The organism is Furfurilactobacillus curtus, assembly GCF_054657915.1.
The window spans coordinates 1732474-1745633 of the sequence record NZ_BAAHXU010000001.1; the positions used below are offsets into that span (position 1 = coordinate 1732474).

A 13160-nucleotide genomic window follows, 5' to 3' on the forward strand; every position below is an offset into this window, starting at 1 on the left:
TGAAAAGTCAGTTTTTAGTTTTCTCAATTGATGAGGTAAAAATTAGTAAATGTTTTAGCATGAACCCATTTAAGCTTGATGAGAATGCTAGTTATTTGGGCTAGTTTCGGTTACTATGGAACTGGATGAAAACGGCGTACGTACGCCGATTTAAGGATGATGGAGGACTTGCGTATTGGCAGCAACCATTATTGAATTTAAGGATATTGTGAAACGTTACGGAGATACAGAAGTTCTTAAGGGGATTAATTTTGAAATTGAACAAGGAAAGTTTTACACCCTTTTAGGCCCTTCTGGCTGTGGAAAAACCACAATTTTGCGAATCATTGCTGGTTTTACTGATGCGACCAGCGGAGAAGTGGATTTTGACGGGAAACGGATTAATGAGGTTCCTGCCAATAAACGGAAAGTTAATACTGTTTTTCAGGATTATGCTTTGTTCCCACATCTTAACGTCTTTGATAATGTCGCTTTTCCCCTTAGCTTACGTAAGGTACCCAAAGCTGAAATTAAAACGCGGGTGTTGGATGCACTGAAAATGGTTCAGCTATCCGGGTATGAAGATCGAGAGATTAATGAAATTTCTGGTGGGCAACAACAGCGGGTGGCAATTGCCCGGGCTATTGTAAATGAACCAGATGTGTTGTTGCTTGATGAACCGTTGTCAGCTTTAGACATGAAATTACGTAAAGAGATGCAGTATGAATTGCGCGCGCTTCAGCAACGCTTAGGGATCACGTTTATTTTTGTGACGCATGATCAAGAAGAAGCTTTAGCCATGAGTGATGAAATATTTGTCATGAATGCGGGCCAAATTTTGCAAACGGGCACCCCGGTGGATATCTATGATGAGCCGATCAATCACTTCGTAGCCGACTTTATTGGCGAAAGTAACATTGTCCGTGGGCACATGGTTCGCGACTATCGGGTTAGTTTTGCCGATGCCGAGTTTGAATGTGTCGACGCGGGGATGCGCCCCAACGAACCTGTCGAGGTCGTCATCCGGCCAGAAGATTTGGATATTACGACCGTTGATCAGGGAAAACTCACGATTACCGTGGCCACACAACTATTCCGCGGGGTCTTTTTTGAAATTACTGGCCAAGATGCCACCGGTAATACTTGGCGGGTGCAGTCAATTCATCAAACAGAGATTGGCGCTCAAGTTGGCCTGTATTTTGATCCAGAGGATATCCATGTCATGCGCTTTAATGAATCTGAAGCAGACTTTGACGCTCGGCTGGAAACTTATGAAGGGGAGGAATCTGATCGGTGAGACAGAACAAAGCCTTTTATTACATTCCCTATGGATTGTGGATTGGTCTGTTTGTCATTGCACCGGTCGTGTTGATTGTTTATCAATCCTTTTTTAACATCAGCGGGCACGCGACATTAAGCAATTATGCAGACTATTTTCATTCCGGGGTCTATCTAAAGATGACCTTTAATTCCGTGTGGTATGCTTTTTTGATTACCGTCATTACATTGGCAATTAGTTACCCGACTGCGTATTTATTGAATCAATTGAAACATAAACAGCTGTGGCTATTGCTCATTATTTTGCCAACATGGATTAACTTGTTGCTAAAGACATATGCCTTTATCGGGTTGTTGTCGCGCAGCGGTTCAGTTGATGATTTTTTGACTTTCATTGGGATTGGTCCCAAGCAACTCCTATTCACAGATGCAAGCTTCTTATTTGTTGCGACATATATTGAAATTCCATTCATGATTTTGCCGATCTATAACGCCATCGCTCAGCTCAGTCCCTCATACGTCAATGCGAGTCGTGATCTGGGGGCTAGCGGTTGGCAAACCTTTAGTCGGGTGATCTTTCCGCTCACTTTAGATGGAGTTAAAGCGGGTGTTCAGTCGGTCTTTATTCCGTCGCTTTCACTTTTCATGATTACTCGACTGATCGGCGGAAATCGCGTGATCACCTTAGGTACTGCAATCGAACAACATTTCCTCGTGACGCAAAATTGGGGGATGGGTTCGACCATCGGGGTGATTCTGATTGTCGCAATGGTCATCACGATGTTGGTGACGGGTGAACGGAAACCAAGAGGGAGGTCCCGTCATGCAAAATAAACTGGGGGGTTGGTCCAAACTTTATCTGGTGGTCGTCTTTATCATTTTGTATGCCCCGATTCTATTTCTGGTGGTCTATTCCTTCAGCCAAGGCAATACGATGAGTAACTATCACGGCTTTACGTTTGCTCATTATCAGACCTTGTTTCATGATCCACGCCTACTACAGATTGTCTTAGATACGTTGATTGTGGCCTTATTGTCATCGCTGTGTGCAACTGTTATTGGGACGGCGGGGGCGCTGGGTATTTATGAGACACGGCACCGTTCAGTTCGACAAGCGGTTTTGTCACTTAATAACATTTTGATGGTCTCACCAGACGTGATCATCGGAGCCAGCTTCTTAATCTTTTTCACTATGCTTGGCCTCCAATTGGGCTTTTTTTCCGTTTTACTTAGCCACATCGCCTTTTCCATTCCCATTGTTGTCTTGCTGGTTTTGCCGAAGTTAAATGAAATGAATGCGTCAATGATCGATGCGGCTGCTGATCTGGGTGCCAATAGTTGGCAAACGCTAACGCGCGTCATCTTGCCAGCAATTATGCCAGGGATCTTCTCTGGATTTTTCATGGCAATCACGTATTCACTTGATGACTTTGCGGTCACCTTTTTCGTCACCGGAAATGGCTTTTCCACGTTATCCGTGGAAATTTATTCGCGGGCTCGGCAAGGGGTTGATTTAGAAATCAATGCGTTGTCAGCCTTATGGTTCATGGTTTCGTTAGTGCTCATCGCTGGCTATTACTTCTTGGATCGTTATAATCAAGGTCGCAAAGCTAAGAACCGCCAGGAAGTGGAGGCGGTGATTAAATGAAACGATTAGTTAGCTTAGTGGTTTTAATTTTGGCGATTAGTCTGGGCTTAGGTTTAACAGCCCGTCATTTACAGAAGGTCGAAGGTGTTACCGGGGCGGGGAATAATGTCCTCAATTTATACAATTGGGGCGATTACATTGATCCAGCATTGATTACCAAATTTGAACGAGAAACAGGCTATCACGTCTCTTATCAAACGTTTGATAGCAATGAATCTATGTTTACGAAAATTAAGCAGGGTGGTACTAGCTACGATCTGACGGTGCCTAGCGAGTATATGGTGCAACGAATGAAGGCTGATCATCTGCTTAAACGCCTTGACCCCAAACGAATCAAGGGAATGAATGACGTGGCACCGCAATTTAAGAACTTAGCGTTCGATCCGCACAATCAATACTCGGTCCCTTATTTCTGGGGTACATTAGGGATCGTCTATAATGATAAGTACGTTAAGCCCGGCGAAATCACGACCTGGAATGATTTGTGGCGACCGCAATATAAAGATAGTGTCATGCTCGTTGACTCTTCACGAGATATTTTGGGGATGGCATTGATTGCACAGGGACATTCCGTCAATACGCATAACCAAGCCGAGCTAAACGCTGCCGAAGCCAAGCTGAATTTATTAACGCCGAACGTCAAAGCAGTGTTGGATGACGAGATTATGATGTACATGGAACAAAATGAAGCGCCTTTAGCGGTGACTTACTCTGGCAATGCTGCGGAAATGATTAGTAATAATGAGCATCTTCACTATGTGATTCCATCTGAGGGCACTAACTTATGGATTGATAGCCTAGTGATTCCGAAAACAGCCAAACATTTGAAAGCCGCCTATGCGTTTATCAATTTCATGAACCGGCCGGAGAATGCGAAGCAGAATGCCTTGTACGTTGGTTATTCAACGGCTAATCAAGCGGCTGAACAATTATTACCAGCTTCCATTCGAAATGATCAACAATTTTATCCGAGTGCTCAGGTCTTAAAAAAGACCCAGGTCTATCAAGACCTGGGTGTTCGAGAAACTGGCGTATACAATGACTTGTTTCTTCAATTTAAGATGTTTAGAAAATAATCTTTGCTACAATTTTGCCTGAGTCAATTGAGAAAAGGTGGCAGTTAAAAAACGATGAACGTCTGATCAGATTTGGTCAGATGTTCATCGTTTTTGGCTATTAAGGATTTGGCACGTTGGCTAAAGTCCAGTAGATGGTAGCGTCATACTGGCCTGGTGTGACCAAACTCGTGGGTTGAAGGGTTAATGTACTAGGACTCAGATCGGCATCCGCAGTTAGATTTGGCTTACTATTTGATTTGATGAGCGTATTCGTTTGATTATCAACTAATTGGCCAACCGCTTGTCCGGTGGTGTCAATCATCGTCAGCGTGGCAAGCCCGCCATGACCACCGAAAATTTGACCAGTCTGGGAGTTGGTAAACGGTGACATGGAAGCTGATAAACGCCAACCGGAACTGGCTGGCCGCGGGTCATAGACAAACAGTGCGTTACGATCATTTCCATCATAATTGCCAGTCTGATTCTTGACGTCGACCGTCTTGGAGGCGGTCAGTGTCGTGCCCTTAGCGATGTCACTAATTGACAGCGGCGTTTGATCAGATTTACGAAAAACAAAATTGGGGACGGCATCTAACGAAAGGTCTTGACCTTTGATGACTTCCAAAGTTGCTGAATTCGTGGTCGCTTTTTGACTGCCATCAGGAAGTTGAATGTCAGCGTAGTAACGATAGTCATTTTGGGCGTAGGTGGTGTTTTTAATGGTCAAGATGCCATTCTTTAATTGATTCGTGCCGGTTCCTGCGGATATATTTGGCTGATTGGTGGCAATCGTATCTGTGCCGTCAGGAGTAACCTGATGCCAATCGATGATGGAACTGCCAGTTGGAAAGCCCTTAACCGAAAACGTCGCGGTCTGGCCTTCAGGCACCACGGTGTCTTGTAAAGCACCGACATACATTTGTTTACTGGCAGAAAGGCCATTGGCTGTTGTGGCGGTGACTTTAACTGGTCCATACTTTTTTGTATCACTATTGGCGGTCAGTGTACCCACGTTGGCATCAATTGACGCGATACTTGAGTTATCGATAGACCAGGTTACTTTGTCAGTAGCATTACTCGGCGTTAAGATGGCCTGCATATTGATTGAATTTCCATTTGGCAAGGTATCAGAAGCCGCATCGACACTAATATCAGTGGCACTGACGGCTTGTGGTGAAATCGTGACCTTAGCTGTTTGTGACCAGAATGTTTTGCTTGATAAAAATCCAGAGTAGTTGAGGGCTGCTTGGTAATAGCGGGTGGTCACTTGGGTTACATGCGTTGAAGTCGTCAAGGTAGCTGGCAGCAAGTTAGTCTGATTGACCTGGGTCCATTTGTGATTGTCACCATATTCGTACCACGTGATGTTATTCAAAAATAGCGGGTCAAAGAAGCCGCGATTGCCATTAACAGTGAGACTGTAGGATTGGTCGGAGATTGTATTTATGTCGGCAGGTTGTTGGGAAAAGCCCCCGACTAAATAGCCACCCAAGAATTGAAACGGTGGTCCGCTTGGCGTGCCATTAGTCGGGTAGGAACTGTCAGCTTGGATTGGTGTAATTGATTCAGTCATCAACGCGCCGGCGGAACCAAGCAGGAGTGAAAAAATCGTGATCAGGCATCGTAAATGTTTCAAGTTGATCACCTTCACTTTCTTTGTCGACGTCGACCCAGCCAATAACCACCAAACAAGAGTAATCCGGCAGCCAAGACGCCAAGTGTAATCCACAACCATAACCAGTTTTGCTTAACTTTGATGTGTTCATTGGCCTGATTTGCCGCCTTTTTTGTTACTGTAAAATTGCGTTTGAAATGCCAAGTGTGTCGACCAGACTTCGCGGTTAGGTCAAGATGATAGCGACCAGGCTGGAGTTTACGCTCGCCGAGATCGATGGCAGCGTTAAAACGACTATTAGGCGCTACTTCATAGTTTTTCAAAGTTGTCGTGGTTCGCATTTGGCCGGTTACTTTGGCATGAATCGTCATTTTACCAAACAAAACTGGACGTGGATTTTTAAGCGTAGCCAAGATTGTGGCCCGTTGGTTCTTTTGACTGCCGGTGACCGAGGCTAATTTTAAATCGGGAGTGACTTTAGCTCGGTTAGCTTGATGCAATAGGACCCCAATAATCATGGCGTAACGGTTATTGATTTTGAAATTTTGTTTACCGGTCGTTTTAGTTACCGCCGGGTCAGTCACAAAAATTCCTCCGAGAATCTGTCCAGAAAAACCTTGTGCAGGCACCTTAGTCGTGAAAGTGACCGGTTTGCCTTCATGAGCGTTTAAATCAACGGTGACTCCGCGACTAGTCAATTTAGTAAAGGACGTCTTCGTTTCTGGTCGCTTTTTCGGATTCGGCGTGTAGTTGACCAAACCATTGTCGCCAGTCCATGCATCTGTCGGTTGGACGCGCAGTTTTCGTGCGTGATCAGTCGTATTGATTACGTTGACGGTGATCTCTTGCGTGTCTTTTGGCGCGACGGTTAAGTCGAAGTAGCCTGTCGTTTGCGAATTTTGGTTGGCCGGAAATTGGGGACTGATCGTAAAGCCAGCTCCCGAATCCGGCGTAGCTGCAACCGCTGGGGCCATGGATACATAACCGAATAGGAGAAAGCTCAATGTTAGTAAGAGTGATGATAAATAGAAGTGACGCTTGTTTGTCATAATATCTCTTTCTTAAATAAGCGAGGGTCGTGATAAAAAGTCCGTTCTGTCGCTACCGACAAAACGGACTTCGTAGGGCGACCAATCGAATGATGTCGTCGTTTAAAAGATAAACTAGTTCGCCGCCGGAGCAGTTGGAACGTTTTGTAATGCCCAATAAAGGGTTGCTTGGTAGGTACCAGCCGCAATATTGGTCTGTTTACCAATCGTTAACGTGTTATTTGTATCTACATAAGTGGTCGTGTTCTGCCCTTGACCTTGGTTAGCTGCTGCTGTCCAGATTGCTTGGGCATCAGTCCCCCAATTCGTATCGGTAGCACTAGCTGTCAAAGTCGTTTTGTTAGCCTGGGCAGTCTGGCTGTTGTCACTGGTAGCCGTCGATGGTGATAAGGCAAGGGTTGCTTGATCAATAACAGCACCGCTAGTCGTGGTGTTTTTGAACTGACCAAGTGCGCCAACAACATGCCAACCGTTGTTAGAACCGGTGTAATCGGTGATGGATAAGTGACCAGTGTTATTACCGTCCAAATTAGCCGCATTCTTTGAAACGTTGTTATCACTCAAGTGAAGTGTTTGATCACCAGTAATAATGGCGCTGGTCTTGACGCTGCCAAATTGAAAGTCAGGCACGCTATCCAATGTTAAATCGCCACCTTGAACGTTAAACTCTGCCGTAGACCGAGCTTGAGCCTGTGAATTAGCATCAGATCCAGTTGAAATGAAACCTTCGCCCACTTTTGTCGAACTAATGTTATTGTCGCTAGTGCCTGGTCCATGAGTCTGGGCGTTAACTGCGGTGACTGGCAATAGTCCTAAGGTAAGCACCATCATTGCGGAACTGAACCATAATTTTGACTTAGACATGTTGTCTCTCCCTCTAACCTAGATAACTTGTGTGAAATTTACTAGACATAATAATACCATAAAAATTGTAAAACGGGTTACATATATAGCTAGTTAATCATTACACAATACGCTCATTTTAATTAAAATATCATATTACGAGTAAACTATTTAAATAGGTTTATTGAAACCGGCTAGACAAAGGACTTTATTCCTTGTCGAACAGCACAATAGGTCATATTAATTTTTTAGTTACGACTGTGACGCATCCCATAAGTGAAATACAAAACAATTCCTAGAGTGAACCAAATTGCCGAAGCAAGCCAAGTTTCTCGTGGTAACTGTCCCAAGAGTAGCAGACAGGTGAGCCCAGAAACAATTGGTAAGACAGGGTACCACGGCACTTTAAATCCATGATCGTGGTTGATGTCTTGACGGTGTCGTAACGGGATGACCCCAAATGAAACGAAGGTAAAGGCGATAAGCGTCCCGATGTTAACCAAATTAGTCAATTGGTCGAGAGGAATTAAGCCACCCATGAGGGCAATAATCGTGGTGATCGTTACTAAGCTATTAGTTGGCGTACCAGTTTGGGCATTGATATGACTCAACTTTTTTGGCAATAAGCCGTCACGACCAATGGCATAGACTAATCGTGACGATGAGTAAATCATCGCAAGCATCATCGTAAACATACCGGCTAAAGCGCCCAATGAGACGAGACCAGCGCCCCAATTTTGACCAACTTTTTGTAAAGCAAACGCAACAGGGTCAGCAACATTTAGGTCACGGTATGAAATGATACCAGTTAAAACAATCGATACCGCGATGTACAAAAGGGAGGCGACAACCAAAGTCCCGATAATTCCAATGGGCATGTTGCGCTTGGGATTTTTAACTTCAGCTGCTGAAGCGGCGACGACGTCAAATCCTAAAAAGGCAAAGAATACAGCCGAAGCACCGGCCAAAACACCGCCATGGTATGGAAAGAACGGACGCCAGTGGGCAGGCTTAACATAAAATAAGCCGACGAGGACAAAGACTAAAATAATGATAATTTTGATGACAACCATCACGTTTTGGACCCGCGTTGACGTGCTCATCCCTCGATGAAGGAGCCAAGCCACAATTAAGATGATCAGAACAGCAACCAAATTGACATAAGTACCGTGATGCGGATCAAAAGAGCCGGTGATCACATGGGGAAGATGAAGACCGAAGCCATTAAGTAAAGCATTGAAGTAAGCGGCCCAACCGGTTGATACGGCGGCGACTGATAACATGTATTCAAGCACGAGTGCCCAGCCCAATAGCCAGCCGATAAATTGTCCGTAAATAACATTGCCATAGGAATAAGCTGAGCCTGCAATTGGGAGTACCGACGAAAATTCGGCGTAGCACATGGCGGCCAGTCCACAGACAATTGCAGCCACAATAAAGGACAAGATGATGGCTGGACCGGCCTTGGTGGCGGCGACAGTACCAGGTAAAATAAAAATCCCTGTCCCGATGACAGCACCGATGCCTAAGGCAATTAAATCACGGGCCGACATTGATTTAACTAAGCGTCGATCGGCATCTAAGTAGTTCGTTAATGGTTCCTTCTGGCGCATTTTTTCTAAAATTGTCATATGATCACCTCAGCGTAGTCTATGCGTGCTTACAACCGCGGGTAGGCTTGATCCTTAAATTTTAATCGGACACAAAAATACCGTTTGGTTGAAAGAAAAGTCCTTTTCATCCAAACGGCAGTTTCAACATTGAAAAATAAGTCGTCTGGACGTAAACCGGAAGTTTACCGTGCTTACGTCCATTGACTGGCGCAAGCACTATCCAAACAGACTAAACGCCATGTTCATGTTGTGAGTTAGATGCGTTTTTTCCATGTTGATTACCTCGGAGTATGAGAATAAATCTCATTTAATGTTAATCAATATACGGTTTTTTGAATTCAAAGTCAACAGGAAAACGATTTTAGACTATGTCAGATTAAACTTTTTACAATGTTGTTCACTGACGACCAACCTGAACTCGATCGGCTAGGCATCATCTTTTTGCCACAAATGCATGAGTTTGTGGCAGGCTATTACTGAAGGACCATGGCGACTTATAAATCAAGACGAAGATGAGACTACACTTTGCAATGCCAATTTTTACAGTGGCCGACCTAACTCGAAGATTCCATTTTCGGATCAGTTCAAAAGAATCTCAGGATGGTGTATGATTAAAAGCTGTTAATGAGAAAAACGGAGGAACAACATGAAAAAGCGTGTCTTTGTCATTACCGGCGCGACTGGTACTGGCAAAACCACAGTTAGTGATTACTTGCGGGATTATTATCATATGCCCAAGGTCATCACACACACAACGCGGCCCCCACGCAAGGGTGAAATGAATGGGGTCGACTATTATTTTGAAAATGATGAATCATTTGATCAGAATCATTATTTAGAACAAGTTGCTTATGCAGGTTACCGCTATGGCTCTTCTCATGAAGGCCTTGACGCAGCCTTTGAAAGTAATCCATACATTACGATTGTATTGGATACGAAGGGAGCGGTAACGTACGCCGAACAGCTCGGGGAAGAAGCTGTGATTATCTTTTTAACGGTCAGTCAAGATGCCGATCTCATTGATCGGATGACGAAGCGTGGCGATGATAGCATGATGCTTAAGGAACGTTTGGACAGCCCTGAATACCGGCGCGATCTCACATTACCGTCAGCTTTAAAGAACGTGGCACACGTGATAGTGAATGACAATTTGGCGACGACTAAGGTGAAGATTGATGATATTGTGACAGCGGCTATTGCCAACTAAGGTAGCTGCTTTTTAGGTTGAAATCTGGTACACTGTTAATGGTAACAGTTACTATTTAAATGGGGAGGGACGCCCATGACTGATCATGTGACAGAAGCCGTGACGGTTTTACAAAAAAACCATTTTAAAATCACTAAACAGCGTCGCACAATGTTGACCTTTTTGTCTGAACAACCGGATTATTATACGAATGTAACCGCGTTAGATGCCTATATGCGGCAACTATATCCAGGTATGAGTCATGCTACAATTTATCGAAACATCAAAGAGTTCGTTGATTTGGGCTTGGTCGAACAGCAAGTTGATGGGGATCAGGCGCGCGTGAAATTTCAGTGTGATTTTGCACATATGCATCATCACCACTTTGTTTGTCGGCGGTGTGGACGAGTCACGGAATTAGAAATGTGTCCATTGGATATGAGCTTTTTTGAAAACCAACTTCCTGGCGCACAAATTGAAGGCCATCGCTTTGAGATCTATGGCCTTTGCGCTGCTTGTTCCGCCGAACAAGCGAGTTGAAATCTTAATTTACATCTAAATCACGACCGCCAATCACGACTATTGGCGGTCTTTGTTTATACTAAAACCCAGTGAAGATGTGATTGAAAAGGAAGGTGTTTTTATGGATCATCGAATTCCACCGTTTATTACACCGGTCGCCGTGGTCTCGATTATCTTGGCGCTTTCAGCGACCAATATTGTGGTCAATCGGGTGACAAATACTTCAGAGGGGGCCCCAACCGTTCGCACAAGTGACAATTCCACTAGCTCGAGTAGCCCCTCGGTTAGTGAACGTTCAACAAGTGTTTCAAGTAATTCGGAACAGAAGACTTCGACCAATTCGGCCACGGATCGTTCAAGTAATGATACATCGACAGAAAATTCTAGTGCAAAACCAACGGATGATGATCAGACGAATGCTTCAAGCACAACGAATAGCAGTAGTGTTGCCAATTCCACGAGTCAGAGTAAACCAGCAAATCAAGAGTCAAATCAACAATCTTCAACTGATAATCAGACGACGACAGGGCAGTGAGGGCCGTTCGTTAATCATCAGCCAGATCAATCAAAGAAGGTGAATAGATGCTATCATTGTTAGACATGGCCAACCATTTTTTAGGTTATTTTAACGTCAATACGAAGTTAAAAGGACGAATTTATACAATTCTGGGATTTCTGGGTGATTGGTACCTACTGTATATTGGGGTTCGTTTCATTCAAAACGGCGGCCATATTCGTGGTGCACTGTTAATTCTCGTCTTTTTATTCTTGATGTATTGTACGGCGGTCAATTTTTTCTTTTATTTTCTCAAACGCCGATTCCCTTTGGACCCGTCAGAACGGATCGCCAAGGTGTTGGGCGATGAACGGCTTAAACAACAGGAAGATAAATTGACACAACGCGATCAATTGGATCGATTTGCGCCTGCCACAGGCTTATATGATAACAAACAAGTTATTCCCGCCAAAGTGACGGTGAATGGCGCTCAGCATAAAAATTTAGCGACGATTGCGGCCCAATTCAACGATGCCAACCTTTTACCACAGGATTACGAGGGGCAATCGGATCAGGAAGTATTAACTGCCGCGACAGCGCGCAACCAGCCAGTATTTGCGATTGGCGAAGGCGTTCCATTGCCATTTGCAATCCTCAAATCTGAGGCTGGTCACCTGTTAGTTTACGCTGGGCTCAACCAAATGACCGCTCTGCCAGTCGGCCGAATTACGCGAGTAGGGTTGTCGGATATTAATCAAGCACAACAACGGTTTGACCTGTTCATTGCAAGCGCAGTTTTACAAGGTGGTTTAGCGAAAACGGCTGGTCGTTCAGGCACGATTGAACGGCAACTTCCATACACGATTAAAGTAGAAGTCGCGTTTTCAGAGAAGAAAACCGGGACAGATGCTGCAAATTTTCATGAAGTCGCGACAGGTTCACCAAGTAACGAGCAAGAATTTCACTAATGCAGCAAAAATAGTCTTAAGATTAAACTAGTCGAGGACGTGAATTAGGCGAGTCGCCTTTTGACACGTCCTCTTCTTTTGGACTAAACTAATAACACGGCTTGTGAAAGCATTGAAAGTACCAAGGATTGAGAATATTTGAGGGTGAGGGACCGATTATGTCAATGATTGAATTTCACGACGTACAAAAGTACTACGGTGACTTTCATGCGTTAAAGGACATCAATTTAACAATTGAAGCTGGTGAAACGGTGGTGCTGATTGGACCATCAGGTTCCGGGAAGAGTACTTTGTCACGGACGATTAATGGACTGGAACGCATTCAAAGTGGTCAATTAATCGTTAACGGCCAAGATTTAGCAAATCCAAAAACGGATTTAAACCGGATTCGTAAGAATGTGGGCATGGTGTTTCAGCATTTTAATTTGTACGAAAATAAAACCGTGCTGGAAAACATTATGTTAGCACCGCGGATTGTGTTACATAAGAATGAAGCTGAAAATAAAAAATTGGCCATGGAGCTCTTGGATCAGGTTGGTCTAGCTAACAAAGCAGACAATATGCCGGCCGAAATTTCTGGGGGACAAGCGCAACGGGTCGCGATCGCCCGGTCACTAGCGATGCAGCCTAAAGCATTGATCTTTGATGAACCAACTTCAGCGTTAGACCCAGAAATGATCGACGATGTGTTGGGGGTTATGAAGACGATTGCCAATGACTCGAGTATGACGATGTTAGTGGTAACGCATGAAATGGGTTTTGCTCGTGAAGTGGCCAATCGAGTTATCTTCATGGCTGATGGACAAATTTTGGAAGACGATGAAACACAAGCTTTCTTTGATCATCCACGAGAAGAACGGGCTCGGCAATTCTTGAGCAAGATTATTAACCACTAGTTGAGGAGG

At 44.4% G+C, this 13160-nt stretch carries 13 protein-coding genes; 9 read left to right on the top strand and 4 right to left on the bottom strand.

Features of this window, described 5'->3' with window-relative positions:
* The first annotated feature begins 175 nt into the window (after window positions 1-175).
* From ACYQ0Y_RS08095 to ACYQ0Y_RS08110, 4 genes are read left to right on the top strand one after another with little or no spacing between them, the layout of a single operon-like run.
* Entirely contained in the window at window positions 176-1276 is a 1101-nt protein-coding gene (locus ACYQ0Y_RS08095; protein ID WP_407883146.1) for an ABC transporter ATP-binding protein, read from the top strand.
* The gene (locus tag ACYQ0Y_RS08100) at window positions 1273-2091 is read left to right on the top strand and encodes an ABC transporter permease (protein ID WP_407883148.1); all 819 of its coding nucleotides are present in this window, start codon (window positions 1273-1275) and stop codon (window positions 2089-2091) included. The genes ACYQ0Y_RS08095 and ACYQ0Y_RS08100 overlap by 4 nt, the downstream gene beginning before the upstream one ends.
* The gene (locus ACYQ0Y_RS08105; protein ID WP_407883150.1) at window positions 2081-2905 is read left to right on the top strand and encodes an ABC transporter permease; all 825 of its coding nucleotides are present in this window, start codon (window positions 2081-2083) and stop codon (window positions 2903-2905) included. The genes ACYQ0Y_RS08100 and ACYQ0Y_RS08105 overlap by 11 nt, the downstream gene beginning before the upstream one ends.
* Window positions 2902-3981 (top strand): ABC transporter substrate-binding protein, encoded by a 1080-nt coding sequence (locus ACYQ0Y_RS08110; RefSeq protein ID WP_407883152.1) that lies wholly within the window; start codon window positions 2902-2904, stop codon window positions 3979-3981. Before ACYQ0Y_RS08105 ends, ACYQ0Y_RS08110 begins: the two co-directional genes overlap by 4 nt.
* 100 nt (window positions 3982-4081) lie before the next feature.
* On the opposite strand, the gene ACYQ0Y_RS08115 is transcribed toward ACYQ0Y_RS08110, so the two are convergent.
* The 4 genes from ACYQ0Y_RS08115 to ACYQ0Y_RS08130 all read right to left on the bottom strand — a co-directional run bounded on the left by ACYQ0Y_RS08115 (window position 4082) and on the right by ACYQ0Y_RS08130 (window position 9101).
* Complete coding sequence (locus ACYQ0Y_RS08115; RefSeq protein WP_407883154.1) at window positions 4082-5599, bottom strand: Ig-like domain-containing protein; 1518 nt, start codon at window positions 5597-5599, stop codon at window positions 4082-4084.
* An 11-nt stretch (window positions 5600-5610) separates the two neighbouring features.
* Complete coding sequence (locus tag ACYQ0Y_RS08120) at window positions 5611-6627, bottom strand: WxLIP family cell surface protein (protein WP_407883156.1); 1017 nt, start codon at window positions 6625-6627, stop codon at window positions 5611-5613.
* 114 nt (window positions 6628-6741) lie between these two features.
* Complete coding sequence (locus ACYQ0Y_RS08125) at window positions 6742-7491, bottom strand: WxL domain-containing protein (RefSeq protein WP_407883158.1); 750 nt, start codon at window positions 7489-7491, stop codon at window positions 6742-6744.
* A 227-nt stretch (window positions 7492-7718) separates the two neighbouring features.
* Window positions 7719-9101: an APC family permease gene (locus ACYQ0Y_RS08130; RefSeq protein WP_407883160.1), complete on the bottom strand. Its 1383-nt coding sequence runs from the start codon at window positions 9099-9101 to the stop codon at window positions 7719-7721.
* A gap of 628 nt (window positions 9102-9729) precedes the next feature.
* On the opposite strand from ACYQ0Y_RS08130, the gene ACYQ0Y_RS08135 reads away from it, so the two are divergent.
* From ACYQ0Y_RS08135 to ACYQ0Y_RS08155, 5 genes are all read left to right on the top strand, one after another.
* Window positions 9730-10290 carry a guanylate kinase gene (locus ACYQ0Y_RS08135; protein WP_407883162.1) on the top strand — a complete coding sequence of 187 codons (561 nt, stop codon included), beginning with the start codon at window positions 9730-9732 and terminating at the stop codon, window positions 10288-10290.
* Window positions 10291-10365: 75 nt separating this feature from the next.
* Window positions 10366-10809: a Fur family transcriptional regulator gene (locus ACYQ0Y_RS08140; RefSeq protein ID WP_407883164.1), complete on the top strand. Its 444-nt coding sequence runs from the start codon at window positions 10366-10368 to the stop codon at window positions 10807-10809.
* Window positions 10810-10912: 103 nt separating this feature from the next.
* A complete protein-coding gene (locus ACYQ0Y_RS08145) occupies window positions 10913-11326 on the top strand; it encodes a hypothetical protein (protein ID WP_407883165.1) in 414 nt (137 codons plus the stop codon).
* Between the two features lie 47 nt (window positions 11327-11373).
* A complete protein-coding gene (locus tag ACYQ0Y_RS08150) occupies window positions 11374-12255 on the top strand; it encodes a DUF6681 family protein (protein WP_407883167.1) in 882 nt (293 codons plus the stop codon).
* Window positions 12256-12413: 158 nt separating this feature from the next.
* Window positions 12414-13151: an amino acid ABC transporter ATP-binding protein gene (locus tag ACYQ0Y_RS08155; RefSeq protein ID WP_407883169.1), complete on the top strand. Its 738-nt coding sequence runs from the start codon at window positions 12414-12416 to the stop codon at window positions 13149-13151.
* Window positions 13152-13160 lie beyond the last annotated feature (9 nt).